This window comes from Herbaspirillum huttiense (genome assembly GCF_047300815.1).
Taxonomy (GTDB): domain Bacteria; phylum Pseudomonadota; class Gammaproteobacteria; order Burkholderiales; family Burkholderiaceae_D; genus Herbaspirillum; species Herbaspirillum huttiense_A.
The window spans coordinates 4,450,318-4,465,825 of sequence record NZ_CP178608.1; the positions used below are offsets into that span (position 1 = coordinate 4,450,318).

General features: G+C 60.7%; 15 protein-coding genes, 2 tRNA genes and 1 rRNA gene. 9 read left to right on the top strand and 9 right to left on the bottom strand.

Features of this window, described 5'->3' with window-relative positions:
- Positions 1 to 244 precede the first annotated feature (244 nt).
- The 5 genes from ACLRDN_RS20360 to ACLRDN_RS20380 form a co-directional block, all read right to left on the bottom strand.
- A tRNA-Ala gene (locus tag ACLRDN_RS20360) sits at positions 245 to 320 on the bottom strand.
- A 7-nt stretch (positions 321 to 327) separates the two neighbouring features.
- Positions 328 to 404 (bottom strand) — tRNA-Ile (locus ACLRDN_RS20365).
- Between the two features lie 120 nt (positions 405 to 524).
- Positions 525 to 2,057 (bottom strand): 16S ribosomal RNA (locus ACLRDN_RS20370).
- Between the two features lie 176 nt (positions 2,058 to 2,233).
- Complete coding sequence (locus tag ACLRDN_RS20375; protein WP_413457763.1) at positions 2,234 to 2,437, bottom strand: hypothetical protein; 204 nt, start codon at positions 2,435 to 2,437, stop codon at positions 2,234 to 2,236.
- 279 nt (positions 2,438 to 2,716) lie between these two features.
- A complete protein-coding gene (locus ACLRDN_RS20380; RefSeq protein ID WP_034340169.1) occupies positions 2,717 to 3,493 on the bottom strand; it encodes an enoyl-CoA hydratase in 777 nt (258 codons plus the stop codon).
- A gap of 217 nt (positions 3,494 to 3,710) precedes the next feature.
- On the opposite strand from ACLRDN_RS20380, the gene ACLRDN_RS20385 reads away from it, so the two are divergent.
- Positions 3,711 to 4,148, top strand: a complete 438-nt coding sequence (locus ACLRDN_RS20385) for a universal stress protein (protein ID WP_039786852.1) — start codon at positions 3,711 to 3,713, stop codon at positions 4,146 to 4,148.
- 89 nt (positions 4,149 to 4,237) lie between these two features.
- On the opposite strand, the gene ACLRDN_RS20390 is transcribed toward ACLRDN_RS20385, so the two are convergent.
- Positions 4,238 to 5,470, bottom strand: coding sequence for a murein transglycosylase A (locus tag ACLRDN_RS20390; RefSeq protein ID WP_413457764.1), 1,233 nt, complete (start codon positions 5,468 to 5,470; stop codon positions 4,238 to 4,240).
- Between ACLRDN_RS20390 and ACLRDN_RS20395 the strand changes: the two genes are divergently transcribed.
- Positions 5,469 to 5,648: a hypothetical protein gene (locus ACLRDN_RS20395; protein ID WP_413457765.1), complete on the top strand. Its 180-nt coding sequence runs from the start codon at positions 5,469 to 5,471 to the stop codon at positions 5,646 to 5,648. The two genes, ACLRDN_RS20390 and ACLRDN_RS20395, sit on opposite strands and share 2 nt — an antisense overlap.
- Positions 5,649 to 5,680: 32 nt before the next feature.
- Here ACLRDN_RS20395 and apaG read toward each other — a convergent pair whose 3' ends face one another.
- Positions 5,681 to 6,055: a Co2+/Mg2+ efflux protein ApaG gene (apaG, locus tag ACLRDN_RS20400; protein ID WP_088756145.1), complete on the bottom strand. Its 375-nt coding sequence runs from the start codon at positions 6,053 to 6,055 to the stop codon at positions 5,681 to 5,683.
- Positions 6,056 to 6,307: 252 nt separating this feature from the next.
- Between apaG and rpe the strand changes: the two genes are divergently transcribed.
- The 6 genes from rpe to trpC all read left to right on the top strand — a co-directional run bounded on the left by rpe (position 6,308) and on the right by trpC (position 12,011).
- On the top strand, positions 6,308 to 6,973 hold the full coding sequence (gene rpe / locus ACLRDN_RS20405; protein ID WP_413457766.1) for a ribulose-phosphate 3-epimerase: 666 nt from the start codon (positions 6,308 to 6,310) through the stop codon (positions 6,971 to 6,973).
- A 49-nt stretch (positions 6,974 to 7,022) separates the two neighbouring features.
- A complete protein-coding gene (locus ACLRDN_RS20410) occupies positions 7,023 to 7,703 on the top strand; it encodes a phosphoglycolate phosphatase (protein WP_413457767.1) in 681 nt (226 codons plus the stop codon).
- Between the two features lie 353 nt (positions 7,704 to 8,056).
- Positions 8,057 to 9,553 (top strand): anthranilate synthase component I, encoded by a 1,497-nt coding sequence (gene trpE, locus ACLRDN_RS20415; RefSeq protein WP_413457768.1) that lies wholly within the window; start codon positions 8,057 to 8,059, stop codon positions 9,551 to 9,553.
- A complete protein-coding gene (locus ACLRDN_RS20420) occupies positions 9,554 to 10,129 on the top strand; it encodes an aminodeoxychorismate/anthranilate synthase component II (RefSeq protein ID WP_039786828.1) in 576 nt (191 codons plus the stop codon). It begins immediately after the preceding gene.
- 26 nt (positions 10,130 to 10,155) lie between these two features.
- On the top strand, positions 10,156 to 11,193 hold the full coding sequence (trpD, locus tag ACLRDN_RS20425; protein ID WP_088756142.1) for an anthranilate phosphoribosyltransferase: 1,038 nt from the start codon (positions 10,156 to 10,158) through the stop codon (positions 11,191 to 11,193).
- 17 nt (positions 11,194 to 11,210) lie between these two features.
- Complete coding sequence (trpC, locus tag ACLRDN_RS20430; RefSeq protein ID WP_413457769.1) at positions 11,211 to 12,011, top strand: indole-3-glycerol phosphate synthase TrpC; 801 nt, start codon at positions 11,211 to 11,213, stop codon at positions 12,009 to 12,011.
- A 92-nt stretch (positions 12,012 to 12,103) separates the two neighbouring features.
- Here trpC and ACLRDN_RS20435 read toward each other — a convergent pair whose 3' ends face one another.
- On the bottom strand, positions 12,104 to 12,877 hold the full coding sequence (locus ACLRDN_RS20435) for a 3-oxoacyl-ACP reductase family protein (RefSeq protein WP_413457770.1): 774 nt from the start codon (positions 12,875 to 12,877) through the stop codon (positions 12,104 to 12,106).
- 155 nt (positions 12,878 to 13,032) lie between these two features.
- On the opposite strand from ACLRDN_RS20435, the gene ACLRDN_RS20440 reads away from it, so the two are divergent.
- Entirely contained in the window at positions 13,033 to 13,959 is a 927-nt protein-coding gene (locus ACLRDN_RS20440) for a LysR substrate-binding domain-containing protein (RefSeq protein WP_413457771.1), read from the top strand.
- Between the two features lie 17 nt (positions 13,960 to 13,976).
- Here ACLRDN_RS20440 and ACLRDN_RS20445 read toward each other — a convergent pair whose 3' ends face one another.
- Positions 13,977 to 15,383, bottom strand: a complete 1,407-nt coding sequence (locus tag ACLRDN_RS20445; RefSeq protein ID WP_413460427.1) for an MFS transporter — start codon at positions 15,381 to 15,383, stop codon at positions 13,977 to 13,979.
- Between the last annotated feature and the right edge of the window lie 125 nt (positions 15,384 to 15,508).

Below are 15,508 nucleotides of genomic sequence, written 5' to 3' on the forward strand. Positions count from 1 at the left end.
GTTGAGTTTTAGCGTTTGCCGTATTCCAAAGTAAGTCTTCTAATTGCTAAGATCACTTCGTAATACTTTGATTGATACAATCACACCCATTTTTACTTTCGCAAGAACCGAAGTCCTGGCGATCGTTTAAATGAATCTTTACTTCTTCCAGATTGTTAAAGAACAAAAACAGCCATTGATCGTAAAAGATCAAACCTAAATCACTACGTCATACGCATAACGCTGACTTAGGTTTGACATTTCTTGGTGGAGGTTGACGGGATCGAACCGACGACCCCCTGCTTGCAAAGCAGGTGCTCTCCCAGCTGAGCTAAACCCCCGAAACTTTGGTGGGTCTGGTTGGGCTCGAACCAACGACCCCCGCGTTATCAACACGGTGCTCTAACCAGCTGAGCTACAGACCCGCTTGGATCAGTATCAGTAGCAAGTCATCACAGCGTTGTGCTGCAGACCGTGCTTCACCAAATAACTGTTCTTGATTTACAGCCGATAAGTGTGGACGCTTAACTTCGTGCGCACTCTAGAAAGGAGGTGATCCAGCCGCACCTTCCGATACGGCTACCTTGTTACGACTTCACCCCAGTCACGAATCCTACCGTGGTGAGCGCCCTCCTTGCGGTTAGGCTACCCACTTCTGGTAAAACCCGCTCCCATGGTGTGACGGGCGGTGTGTACAAGACCCGGGAACGTATTCACCGCGACATGCTGATCCGCGATTACTAGCGATTCCAACTTCATGGAGTCGAGTTGCAGACTCCAATCCGGACTACGATACACTTTCTGGGATTAGCTCCCCCTCGCGGGTTGGCGGCCCTCTGTATGTACCATTGTATGACGTGTGAAGCCCTACCCATAAGGGCCATGAGGACTTGACGTCATCCCCACCTTCCTCCGGTTTGTCACCGGCAGTCTCATTAGAGTGCCCTTTCGTAGCAACTAATGACAAGGGTTGCGCTCGTTGCGGGACTTAACCCAACATCTCACGACACGAGCTGACGACAGCCATGCAGCACCTGTGTGATGGTTCTCTTTCGAGCACTCCCAAATCTCTTCGGGATTCCATCCATGTCAAGGGTAGGTAAGGTTTTTCGCGTTGCATCGAATTAATCCACATCATCCACCGCTTGTGCGGGTCCCCGTCAATTCCTTTGAGTTTTAATCTTGCGACCGTACTCCCCAGGCGGTCTACTTCACGCGTTAGCTGCGTTACCAAGTCAATTAAGACCCGACAACTAGTAGACATCGTTTAGGGCGTGGACTACCAGGGTATCTAATCCTGTTTGCTCCCCACGCTTTCGTGCATGAGCGTCAGTGTTATCCCAGGGGGCTGCCTTCGCCATCGGTATTCCTCCACATATCTACGCATTTCACTGCTACACGTGGAATTCTACCCCCCTCTGACACACTCTAGCCGTGCAGTCTCAAATGCAATTCCCAGGTTGAGCCCGGGGATTTCACATCTGACTTACACAACCGCCTGCGCACGCTTTACGCCCAGTAATTCCGATTAACGCTTGCACCCTACGTATTACCGCGGCTGCTGGCACGTAGTTAGCCGGTGCTTATTCTTCAGGTACCGTCATTAGTAATAGATATTAGCTACTACCGTTTCTTCCCTGACAAAAGAGCTTTACAACCCGAAGGCCTTCTTCACTCACGCGGCATTGCTGGATCAGGGTTGCCCCCATTGTCCAAAATTCCCCACTGCTGCCTCCCGTAGGAGTCTGGGCCGTGTCTCAGTCCCAGTGTGGCTGGTCGTCCTCTCAGACCAGCTACTGATCGTCGCCTTGGTAGGCTTTTACCCCACCAACTAGCTAATCAGATATCGGCCGCTCCAGGAGCATGAGGTCTTGCGATCCCCCACTTTCATCCGTAGATCGTATGCGGTATTAGCTAGTCTTTCGACTAGTTATCCCCCACTCTAGGGCACGTTCCGATATATTACTCACCCGTTCGCCACTCGCCATCAGGAGCAAGCTCCTATGCTGCCGTTCGACTTGCATGTGTAAGGCATGCCGCCAGCGTTCAATCTGAGCCAGGATCAAACTCTTTAGTTTAATCTCTGTTTTGTGTCATTTCTGACTACCCCGAAGGGCATCGCTCTCTCAAAATACTGACAGGTAATTTCTTGCGAACTTACCTATATTTCTTGTGAGCATTTAATATTTAAAGTTTCCAGAACCGAAGTTCTGTCGCACTTCATTAAACGCCCACGCTTATCGGCTGTTAATTTTTAAAGATCTTGTCTGCCGCAAACGCGCTTGGCGCTGTTTGCATCGCTGCGAATCGTTTTGTTCGTCAGCAGCAGAGAAACGAGAGTATGTAGCAGTTTGTTTATCGCGTCAACTACTTTTTTGCGATTCGTTTTAAATTTTTTCGTCTTCGCTTTTGCTACCGCTTGACTACTTCCATTTAAAACGCCTTCAACCTGCTTCACTACTCTTTGCTTCGCCCACCTTCGTCGCTCTGTTTTTCAACTTCGCTTCGTGTGTCGCGTCAGCAGGGGGCGAACTATAGCAGCGGCCCATGTACCGCGCAAGCACTTTTTGAAAAATAATCGAAAATAATTTAGACGAAGCCTTCTCCAAGCTCTCGCGCTTCACGCCAAACCCTTTACTGGCGTGGGTTACAGGCGATATGAACAAAAGAGTAAATCATTCAGAAAAAAGGGCCGCCCTGACGGGCGGCCCTTTCTGCTGCATCCAAATGGAAGTGATCAGGCGTTCTTGAACACCGCCGGCCGCTTTTCCAGGAAGGCTTTCATGCCCTCCTTCTGGTCTTCGGTCGCAAAGCAGCTATAGAAGAGCGCACGTTCATACTTCATCCCCTCGGACAAGGTGGTCTCGTAGGCCCGGTTGACCGAATCCTTCACCATCATGGCCACCTGGCGCGGCATCTCGGTAATGGTCACCGCAGCCGCCATGGCTTCTTCCATGAGCTTGTCGGCCGGCACGATGCGCGACACCAGCCCGGCACGCTCGGCTTCCTGCGCATCCATCATGCGGGCCGTCAGCGCCAGGTCCATGGCCTTGGACTTGGAGACCGCACGCGGCAGGCGCTGCGTACCGCCAGCGCCGGGGATGATGCCCAGCTTGATCTCCGGTTGCCCGAACTTCGCATTGTCGGCGGCGATGATGAAGTCGCACATCATCGCCAGCTCACAGCCGCCGCCCAGCGCATAACCGGCCACCGCCGCAATCACCGGCTTGCGGATGCGGCGCAGGGTCTCCCAGTTGCGGGTAATGAATTCACCATTGAAGACGTCCATATAATCAAACCCGGCCATCACGCTGATATCCGCCCCCGCGGCGAAGGCCTTCTCGCTGCCGGTGACGATGATGCAGCCGATCTCTTCCTGGGCATCGAAGGCCAGCAAGGCCGTGCCCAGCTCGCTCATGAGGTCGTCACTCAAGGCATTGAGGGCCTTGGGACGGTTCAGGCGGATCAGGCCGACCTTGTCATGGGTCTCGACCAGGATGTTTTGGTAGCTCATAGTGGGTCTCCTTCTTATGAATGAATCGGCAATCCGCCCGGGCGTGGCAGCAACCGGCACGGCGAACCGCAAGAATAAGCCAAAAATTATGCGCCAGTCCGACCTGGCGCAATGACTGCCAAGAATTTCATGCGGGCAAGGCACCACGGGGCTATATTGGAGTCATCCCCTTGGCGCCCCTGGCGCATTCCCTATCCCTATATAGAAGGAGGCGAACATGTTCAAGAACATCCTGGTCCCCACGGACGGCTCCGAACGCTCTGACAAGGCCATCGCCACGGCCATCGACTACGCCAAGAACAGCGGCGCGAGCATCGTCGGCATCTCGGTGGCCGAACCCTACCCCTTCTCGCCGCTGGCCGAGAGCTCAATGGCCATCGATCCTGCCCTTTATGAAGAAAACGTCAAAACCTTGGCCAACCAGCACATCAAGAAGATCGCAGACGCTGCGGCCGCCGCTGGCGTGCCCTGCCAAACCGAGATCGTGATGTCCTTCAATCCTGATGAAGAAATCATCAAGGCGGCGACACTGCACGGCTGCGACGCCATCTTCATGGCCTCCCATGGGCGCAGCGGGCTCTCGCGCATCTTCCTGGGCAGCAAGACGCAGAAAGTGCTGACCCATTCGACCATCCCGGTGCTGGTACTGCGCTGATCCTTATAGATAAGCCCCGCCATCGGCAAAAAAGCCTGATTCCTCGACGGGATCAGGCTTTTTCATTTCCGCAAGGAATTCACCGAAATTCAGTTGCCTCCCGGCGGCGTCATCCCCTTGGGCAGCAGCACCCACATCATGCCGCGCTGCTTCATGGCCCCGGCGCGATCCTCGGCTTCATCGCCAAAGCCCCAGAAATAGTCGGCCCGCACCACCCCGCGAATGGCGCCGCCCGTATCCTGCGCCACCACCAGTCGTTGCAGCGGACGGTCGCTATTGGGCAGCGTGGTCGCCAGGAACACCGGCGCGCCCAGCGGCACATGCTGCGGGTCGATGGCGATGGAACGCTGCGGGGTCAGCGGGATGCCCTGTGCGCCCTTCGGCCCCTTGGAAGGATCCGGCAGCTTTTCTTCCTTGAAGAAGACATAGCTGGGGTTAGCATTGAGCAACTCTTCCTTGCGCGCCGGATTGGCCTGCACCCAGGCCTTGATGTTCTGGGCGGACGCCTGGGATAGCTCCATCTCGCCCTTGTCCACCAGATAGCGTCCGATCGACTTGTAGGGACGGCCATTCTGGTCCGCATAGGCCAGACGAATGGTCTCGCGCGACTCCGGCAGATAGACGCGACCGGAGCCCTGCACCTGCAGGAAGAAGGCCTCCACCGGATCATCCACCCAGACGATTTCCTTGCCGGACAGATTATTGCCCTGCATCAACTCGGCGCGGGTCGGATACGGCACGACCTTGCGTCCGACCACCTTGCCGCGCAGGCGCAGGTTCTTCAGCTCGGGATAGACGCTGGCCATGTCGATGGTCAGCAGGTCGTCCGGGGCCTGGTACAGCGGCGTCTGATATGGCCCGGCACGGCGGCGCGAACCGCGCAGCAGCGGCTCGTAGTAGCCAGTCACCAGCCCGGTGTCGGTGCCATCGGGATTGAACAGCTGATACGGCGTGAAATAGGTCTCGAAATACTGGCGCAGGAAGCCCAGGTCATTGGCATTGACCTGCTGGGCCGCGCCACAGGCAGCGCGCCACTCGGGCTTGCGGATCATGACCGAGCACGAAGACTGCAGGGCCGGCCAGGCTTCGCGCAGGTCGTCGTTGGTCCAGCCGGGCAACTGGGCGAAGGTGGTAGCACGCATGGCCGGCCCCGGCTGGGCCACTGGCTTGGGCGAGGGCTGGGTCGGAGCCGGCGTGGTCAGCGGCGTAGTCTGGCAGGCCGCCAGCAGAACGGCGACCGAAATCGCCATCGCGGGTACACTAAGACGCCGCAGCGTCGACAGCTTGGCAAAACGATTCAATGACATCGGAGACAAATTCATGTTGTGGTTGATCCTGGAGGCCAGTGCCGCCTTCTTCGTGCTGGTCTTCATCGTCTGGTGGACCATGTTTTCGGGCCGCAAGGAACACAACGGCCGGCCCGTCAGCGCCAGGCAGAAAGAAACGCAGGAAAAGAAACAGCAGCCAGCGCGAGAGACGACAGACAGCGACCCGCGCTGAAAAATCCGTCGTCCCGCCTCAGGAAGAAAAATTCAGTGCAAAGTGCGCGGCAGTGAAAGCACGAACTCGGGAATGCGCACGTCAAATTGCTCGCCATCCTCGGCCACGCAGAAATATTCACCATGCATGCTGCCCTGTGGGGTCTTGAGCGACGTACCGCTGGTGTACTCAAACTGCTCGCCGGGCTGCAGGAAGGGTTGATGGCCGACCACGCCCAGGCCGCGCACTTCCTGCACGTGGTTGTTGGCGTCGGTGATGACCCAGTGGCGCGAGATCAGCTGGGCCGGGACCGTGCCGGTATTGACGATGGTGATCGCATAGGCGAACACGTAGTGCGAACGCGATGGATCGGATTGTTCCTCCAGGTACTGGGTCTTGACCGTCACCGTGAACTCATACGCTGCCATGGGATTTCCTGTGTTGTGAAGGGGCTGCCGCCGCGCCGGCCCGACAGGCGCACGCACGGCCACCCCGGATTGCACACGAATTCAGCGGGCTGCGCAAGCCGATGCGTTTCGCGTGTCCGGCCCGCTGCGGGCAAGCCTGCCAGCTCATCGGCCAGGCCGGTGGGCGCTGCAGCAAGGTAGAATAGCGGTTTTGCCGCCTTTGCGCCTGCGCCCGGCGGCCAATGTCGATTCAGCCATCCTTTCTTTACAGCCATGCCGACCTTCCGTATCGCCCCCAGCATCCTGTCCGCCGATTTCTCCCGCCTGGGTGAAGAAGTGCGCAATGTCGTCGCCGCCGGCGCCGATTTCATTCACTTCGACGTGATGGACAACCATTATGTCCCCAACCTGACCATCGGCCCCCTGGTCTGCGAAGCCATCCGCCCGCACGTTCAGGTGCCGATCGACGTGCACCTGATGGTCAAGCCGGTGGACCGCATCATTCCCGATTTCGCCAAGGCCGGTGCCAACCTCATCACCTTCCACCCGGAAGCCTCCGAGCACATCGACCGCTCCCTGCAACTGATCCGCGACAACGGCTGCAAGGCCGGCCTGGTGTTCAACCCCGGCACGCCCCTGCATTACCTGGATCACGTGATGGACAAGCTGGACATGGTCCTGATCATGTCGGTGAACCCCGGTTTCGGCGGCCAGTCCTTCATCCCGGAAGCCTTGAAGAAGATCGCCGAAGTGCGCCGCCGCATCGATGAATCCGGTCGCGACATCCTGCTGGAAGTCGATGGCGGCATCAAGGTCGAGAACATCGCCGCTGCCGCCCGCGCCGGTGCCGATACCTTCGTAGCCGGTTCGGCCATCTTCGGCAAGCCGGACTACAAGGCCGTCATCGACGCCATGCGCGCCGAACTGGCCCAGGTCTGAGCGCGCCTCCCCTTCGCCAGACGAACAAACAACGAGGTTTCCAGGGCATATGAAGAATCTGACCAATATCAAGGCCGCCATCATCGACCTCGACGGCACCATGCTGGATACGGCCGCTGACTTCCACGTCGCGGTCAACCGCATGCGTGAAGAATTGGGACTCACGCCCCTGTCCCAGGAAACCATCGTCAACTTCGTCGGCAAGGGGACCGAGAACCTGATCCGGCGTGTGCTCGCCGTGGACTATGCAGAGGACGAGGCAGCGCAATACTTCCAGCAGGCGCTGGAGAGCTACACCGAGCATTACCTGGCCATCAATGGCGACTATTCCTCGCTCTACCCGGGCGTGGTCGAGGGCCTCCAAGCCCTGCGCGACAAGGGCCTGCGCCTGGCCTGCGTGACCAACAAGCCGCTGGCCTTTGCCGTGCCGCTGCTGCAAAAGAAGGGGCTGCGCGATTTCTTCGAGATCGTCTACGGCGGCGATTCCTTCCCGAAAAAGAAGCCCGATCCCATGCCCTTGCTGAAGGTCTGTGAGGATTTCGCCCTGGCACCGGCCCAGGTCGTGGCCATCGGCGACTCCAGCAACGATGCCCAGGCTGCCCGCGCGGCCGGTTGCCGTGTCCTGAATGTTCCGTATGGATACAATCACGGTGAATCTATACACGACGTCGATTCGGATGGTATAGTTTCGACGCTTGTAGAAGCAGCGCAGCAAATCTCGGTGGACTGACACCCCGTCAGCTCACCGGTCGACAGACCGAAGATCCGATCGCGACCCACATCAATGTTTCGTAACAACAAACGAACCGCTCAACCGACAGCCGCCCCTGAGGCCTGGCTGTGGCGACGCTGGCAATTCCGGGCGCAGTAATTGACGCCTGGACCTGGCCGCACCTGCGTGCCGGGTCGTTTGTTGTGGTACCGCATCCTCCGCATTTCCCGTAATTCTCATAACGACACCGCTGACGAGAGTCCGCACCTGTTTCGCTGCATCCGCGTGCATCGCGTCCATGGCTTCATGGCGTGGGCGCGCCGGTCTGCGGCCAGGCCCGCGTACCCTACAATGGCGGTCTGGAGTGACACATGACCGAACTCGAATTCAAATCGCTGGCCGCCGAAGGCTACAACCGCATCCCCCTGATCGCCGAAGCCTTCGCCGACCTGGAAACCCCGCTGACGCTCTATCTCAAGCTGGCCCAAAGCCACAACACCGGCAAGAACACCTTCCTGCTGGAGTCGGTGGTCGGTGGCGAACGCTTCGGCCGCTATTCCTTCATCGGCCTGCCCGCCTCCACCAAGATCCGCTGCAGCGGCCAGCAGATCGAGGTGCTGAAGAATGACGAGGTCATCGAGACCGCCCAAGGCAATGCGCTGGAATTCATCGCCGACTATCAATCCCGCTTCAAGGTCGCCATCCGCCCAGGCATGCCGCGCTTCTGCGGCGGCCTGGCCGGCTACTTCGGCTACGACGCCGTGCGCTACATCGAAAAGCGCCTGGAAAACAGCGCCCCGCAAGATACGCTGGGCCTGCCCGACATCCAGCTGCTGCTGACCGAAGAACTGGCCGTCATCGACAACCTCTCCGGCAAGCTCTACCTGATCGTCTACGCCGACCCTACCCAGCCGGAAGCCTTCTCCCGTGGCCGCCAGCGCCTGCGCGACCTGCGCGCCATGCTGCGCCGTCCGGCCGATGCACCGGTGACCACCGGTTCGGTGCGTACCGAAACGATCCGCGAATTCCCCAAGGACGAATATCTCAAGGCCGTGGCCCGCGCCAAGGAATACGTGATGGCCGGCGACCTGATGCAGGTGCAGATCGGCCAGCGCCTCCGGAAATCCTATGTGGATTCGCCGCTGATGCTGTACCGCGCGCTGCGCTCGCTGAACCCCTCCCCTTACATGTACTTCTACAACTTCGGCGACATGCAGATCGTCGGTGCCTCGCCGGAAATCCTGGTGCGCAACGAATCCATCGGCGAAGGCCAGAAGAAGATCACCATCCGCCCGCTGGCCGGCACCCGTCCGCGCGGCTCCACCATCGAGCGCGATGAACAGCTGGCGCGCGAACTGCTGGCCGACCCCAAGGAAATCGCCGAGCACGTGATGTTGATCGACCTGGCCCGCAACGACATCGGCCGCATCGCCACCACCGGCAGCGTCAAGGTTACCGACCAGATGGTGATCGAAAAATATTCCCACGTGCAGCACATCGTCTCCAACGTCGAGGGCATCTTGAAACCCGGCATGTCCAACCTGGATGTGCTCAAGGCCACCTTCCCGGCCGGCACCCTCTCGGGCGCCCCCAAGGTGCGCGCCATGGAAATCATCGACGAACTGGAACCGACCAAGCGCGGCATCTATGGCGGCGCCTGCGGCTATCTCTCCTTCGGTGGCGAAATGGACGTGGCCATTGCGATCCGTACCGGCGTCATCAAGGATGGCACGCTGTACGTGCAGGCGGCCGCCGGCATCGTGGCCGACTCGGTGCCGGAAATGGAATGGGAAGAAACCGAAAACAAGGCGCGTGCCGTACTGCGCGCTGCTGAACAAGTGCAAGATGGCCTGGACGGAGAAATCTAAATGCTGCTGATGATCGACAACTACGACTCCTTCACCTACAACCTGGTGCAATACTTCGGCGAGCTGGGCGAAGAGGTGCTGACCATCCGCAATGACGAGATCACGCTGGATGACATCAAGAAGCTCAACCCCGAACGCATCTGCCTCTCCCCCGGCCCCTGCAGCCCCAAGGAAGCCGGCATCTGCGTGGACCTGTTGAAGGAATTTTCCGGCAAGCTGCCCATCCTCGGTGTCTGCCTGGGCCACCAGGCCATCGGTGAGGCCTTCGGCGGCAACATCATCCGCGCCAAGCAGGTCATGCATGGCAAGACGTCCAAGATCGCGCACACCGGCGTGGGCGTCTTCAAGGACCTGCCCACTCCCTACACCGTGATCCGCTACCACTCGCTGGCCATCGAACGCGCCACCCTGCCGGATTGCCTGGAAGTGACCGCCTGGACCGATGATGGCGAAATCATGGGTGTGCGCCACAAGGAGTTCGACCTGCAAGGCGTGCAGTTCCACCCCGAGTCCATCCTCTCCGAGCACGGCCATGCCCTGCTCAAGAACTTCCTGACCGGCAGCGCCCACGGCTGAGACCATTACACACATCGAGACAAGACATGCCCATCACTCCCCAAGAAGCGCTGCTGCGCTGTATCGAGCATCGCGAAATCTTCCACGATGAAATGCTGACCCTGTTCCGCCAGATCATGGGCGGCGAGATGTCGCCGGTGATGATCGCGGCCCTCACCATGGGCCTGCGCGTGAAGAAGGAAAGCATCGGCGAGATCGCCGCCGCCGCCCAGGTCATGCGCGAATTCGCCACCAAGGTGCCAATGGCCGACACTTCGCGCCTGCTCGACATCGTCGGCACCGGCGGCGACGGTGCGCACACCTTCAACATTTCCACCGCCTCCATGTTCGTGGCGGCGGCCGCCGGTGCGCGCGTGGCCAAGCATGGCGGACGCAGTGTTTCTTCGTCCTCTGGCAGCGCCGACGTACTCGAAGCCCTGGGCGCAGACATCAACCTGCAACCCGAGCAAGTGGCGCAATCGATCGCCCAGACCGGCATCGGCTTCATGTTCGCCCCCAACCACCACGCCGCCATGAAGCATGCGGCGCCGGTGCGCAAGGAGCTGGGCGTGCGCACCATCTTCAACATCCTCGGTCCGCTTACCAATCCGGCCGGTGCCCCCAACATCCTCATGGGCGTGTTCCATGCAGATCTGGTCGGCATCCAGGTGCGCGTGCTGCAACGCCTGGGCGCGCAGCACGCCATCGTGGTCTGGGGCCGTGACAACCTCGATGAGGTCACGCTGGGTGGCGCCACCATGGTGGGCGAACTGGTCAACGGCGAGATCCGCGAATACGAGATCCACCCGGAAGACTTCGGCCTGTCCATGTTTGCCAGCCGCAACTTGCAGGTCGGCAATGCGACAGAGTCCAAGGAGAAAATCTTCGAAGCGCTGCGCGGGGAACCCGGTCCGGTGCACGACATCGTAGTCATCAATGCCGCCACCGCGCTCTATGCGGCCGGGGTTGCGCCTTCCATCGCCGAGGGCCTGCAGACGGCGCGCGCTACCATCGCCTCCGGCGCGGCCCGTGCCAAGCTGGACCAGTTCGTCCAGGTGACCCGCCAGCTCGGCGGCAAACATTGAAACCGACAAGGAACCTCATGTCCGACATCCTCAACAAGATCCTCGACGTCAAGGCCGAGGAAGTCCGCATCGCCAAGCAGCAGCGCGACCTCGCCAGCCTGCGCCGCGAGGTGGAAACCGACAGCGAACTGCGCTCGGAACTGCGCAATTTCGAAGAGAGCCTGCGCGGCAAGATCGCCAACGGCCAGGCCGGCGTGATTGCCGAAGTCAAGAAGGCCTCGCCTTCCAAGGGCGTGATCCGTCCCGACTTCAAGCCGGCCGAGATCGCGGTGAGCTATGCCGAACATGGCGCGGCCTGCCTGTCGGTACTGACCGATGAACAATTCTTCCAGGGCTCGCCGGACTACCTCAAGCAGGCGCGTGCAGCGTGCGCCCTGCCGGTGCTGCGCAAGGATTTCATGATGGATCATTACCAGATCTACCAGGCGCGCTCCTGGGGCGCGGACGCCATCCTGCTGATCGTGGCCGCATTGGACCATGGCCTGATGGCCGACATGGAAGCCTGCGCCCATGAGCTGGGCATGAGCGTGCTGGTGGAAGTCCATGACCAGGCCGAACTGGAAGCCGCCCTGAAGCTCAAGACGCGTCTGTTCGGCATCAACAACCGCAACCTGCGCACCTTCGAGACCACGCTCGACACCACGCTGAACCTGCTGCCGCGCATCCCGCCGGAAAAGCTGGTGGTCACCGAATCGGCCATCACCACGCCGGACGACGTCAAGCGCATGCGCGATGCCGACGTGCATGCCTTCCTGGTCGGTGAAGCCTTCATGCGTGCGCCAGAGCCGGGCGTAGAGCTGGCGCGCCTGTTCGCCTGACTGCCTGATTGCCGCACGCACGAACAAACCTCGCCCGGTGCAAACCGGAGCGAGGTTTTTTTACGTCCTGAGCGTGACGGGCCCGGCAGTGATCAAGCCGAGAAACCGCCATCGATCATCAGGTTGGCGCCGGTGATGTAGCCCGATTCCGGACCTGCCAGATAAGCCACGAAGCTGGCGATTTCTTCAGCCTTGCCGTAACGCGGCAGTGCCATCAGGCCAGTCAGGGAAGTGGCGAAGTCGCTGTTGGCCGGGTTCATGTCGGTATCGACCGGACCGGGCTGGACGTTGTTGACGGTGATGCCGCGCGGGCCGAGGTCACGGGCCAGGCCCTTGGTCAGGCCAACCAGCGCCGACTTGCTCATGGCATACACGGCGCCGCCGGCAAAGGGGATGCGGTCGGCATTGGTGCTGCCGATGCTGATGACGCGGCCGCCTTCGCCCATGTAGCGCACGGCGGCCTGGGTGGCCACGACCACGCTGCGCACGTTCACGGCCAGGGTGCGGTCCAGGTCTTCCAGCTTGAACTCATCGATGTGGCCCAGGGCCAGCACGCCCGCATTGTTGACCAGGATATCGAGGCGGCCGAAGGTCTCGGCAGCCAGGCGGATGGCTTGCTGCAGGGCGGCTGCATCGGAGCTGTCGGCCTGGATCGCCAGGGCGCGGCCACCGGCGGCTTCCACGCGGGAGACCAGGGCTTGCGCCTTGTCCGGCGAAGTGACATAGGTGAAGGCGACGGTGGCGCCTTCAGCGGCCAGGCGCTGCACGATGGCCGCGCCGATGCCGCGCGAACCGCCTTGCACGAAAGCAACCTTGGAGGCCAGGGTGGTAGCGGATGCGGCGTTAGTTTGAATTTGCTTGTTCATGATCTTGCTCCTTGAAAGTGATGGGTTGGCCCCGTCTGCCTGCAGCGGCGTGCTGCTGTATGCGTCCGGGTTGAAGCAAGTATCGGCGTTTGATTATGTGGCGACTAGCTGGCAATCCCTATCTTCTTTTTAAACCAATGGTTTAGAATCGAGCAATGGAAACCATGACCAGCATTGAATGCTTTGTCGCTGCGGCCCACGCCGGCAGCTTTTCGGCGGCGGCACGCCAGCTCGGCCTGACCTCGGCGGCCGTGGGCAAGAACGTGGCACGGCTGGAAACTTCGCTGGGCGTACGGCTGTTTCATCGCAGTACCCGCAAGCTCTCGCTGACCGAAGCGGGCGAACGCTTCCTGCAGGAAGTGGGCGGCGGCCTGCAAGCCATCCGCAATGCCGTGGCCAATCTCGCCAGCGCTGGCGGGCAGCCGGCCGGCACGCTCAAGGTCAGCATGGGGACAGGTTTCGGGCGGCAATACATCGTGCCCTTGTTGGGAGAATTCCTGGGGCGCTATCCGGGCATCCAGCCGGACTGGCATTTCGAGAACCGCTCGGTGGATCTCATCACCGAGGGCTTTGATGCCGCCATCGCTGGCGGCACCGAGCTCTCGCCCGGCGTGGTGGCGCGCGAGCTGGCCCCGGCGCATCGGGTGCTGCTGGCTTCGCCCGCCTATCTGGAGGCGCATCCCGCCTTGCGCTCGCCGGCCGACCTGGCCGAGCATGCGGGCATCCTGATCCGCTCGCCCCAGACGGGGCGCGTGCGGCCCTTCTCGCTACGCGACCACGGGGGCCAGCAGGCACCGGTCACACTGCAGCAACGCATGACCATGAGCGATGCCAATGCGGCTTGCGAGGTGGCCGAAGCGGGGCTGGGCATCACGCTGGTGTCGATGCCGCATGCCCTGCTCTATCTGGATCGCGGCACGCTGGTGCGGGTGCTGCCGGACTGGTACGTGGATACCGGCATGCTCTCGCTCTACTTCACCGCAGCGCGGCTGCTGCCGGCCAAGACGCGGGTCTTCGTCGATTTCGTGGTCGAGCACTTCCGCCGCGAGCGGCTGGCGGAGCGCTTTTCGGCGCAGCGCTGAAGCAGCGCCAGCGCAGTTCAGCGCTTGCCTTGCGCGGCGCGCATCCCGCCACCGATATTGCTGCCGGCGTCCCGCGCCAGGCCGCGATAGCCGATCACTGAAATGAGCGTCACCACGCCGGCCATGGCAAAGGCCCACTGGAAATCGCCCAGCGTGAAATGCGCGCCGGTGGCATCGATCTCCTCGCCCCGGATCGCCGCCGCAATACGCAAGGCCAGCGCACCGAAGGCGATGCCCATGCCGATGGTCATCTGCTGCGCCACGCTCCAGAGCGTGCTGGCCGAAGATTTGCGGGCATCGCTGATGTCCGCATACGCCAGCGTGGCCAGGGTCGAAAACTGCATCGAGCGCGACAGCCCGTAGCAGAAGATCACCCCCAGGATCACCGGCAGCGGCGTGCCCGGCGTGAGCAGGCCGCAGGCGATGATGAGGCAACCGGCGATGGCCGCATTGTTGACCGCCACGCTACGGAAACCAAAGCGCTGCAGGACGCGCGTGGTGAACGCCTTCATGCCGAGATTGCCGAGGGCAGTGGCCAGCAGCAGCAACCCCGACTGGAACGCCGTCAGGCCGAAGCCGATCTGGAACATCAGGGGCATCAGGTAAGGCACTGCATCGACGCCAATACGCGTGAGCGAACCGGTCAGCACCGTCACCGAATAGGTCGGAATGCGCAGGTTGGAAAAATCCAGCAGCGGATGTTCGATGCGCTGCATGTGCCGCCACGCGCAGTACCCGAGCACTACGCCCAAGGCCACGAAACCGAGCGCGACCTTGATGTTGGATTCCATATGGCTGGCGATCTCGGTGCCATACAGCAGCGACGTCAGCGCCGCGCCCGAGAGCAGGAAACCGATCACGTCCAGCGGCCGCTTGCTGTGGCCGTGTTCATTGCGCACCACGCGCATGACGGCAATGAACGCCGCAAACCCGAACGGTACGTTCATCAGGAAAATCCAATGCCATGATGCGTACGTGGTGATGAAACCGCCGATGGACGGCCCCACCACCGGGGCCACGATGGCCGGCCAGGTGATGGTGGCAATGGCTTTCATCAGCCTGTCCTTGCCGGTACTGCGCACGACGATCATGCGCCCGACCGGCACCATCATTGCGCCACCCAGGCCTTGCAGCACACGCGCTGCGGTGAACTCCCACACGTTCTGCGAAAAACCGCACAGGATGGAAGCGAACGTGAAGATGGCAATGGCGATACCGAACACGGTGCGCGAACCGAAGCGATCGGCCACCCAGCCACTGACGGGAATGAAGACGGCCAGCGTGAGCATGTAGGCCGTCATGCCCAGGCTCAGTTCGTTGGGGCCGACACCGAAGGACTGCGCCATCTGCGGCAAGGCCGTGGCGATGATGGTGGTATCGAGATACTCCATGAAGAAAGTCGCCGCCACGATGTAGGGCAACATACGCACGCGTGCATCGGGCAGGCTGTTGTCGTTGGTTCCCACGGTATTTCCGCCTCTGTTGTTTTTGGTTGAACCATGCGAAACGCCGGCATAGGCCGGCGCTTGCAGAAGAGAATTCTTCAGAT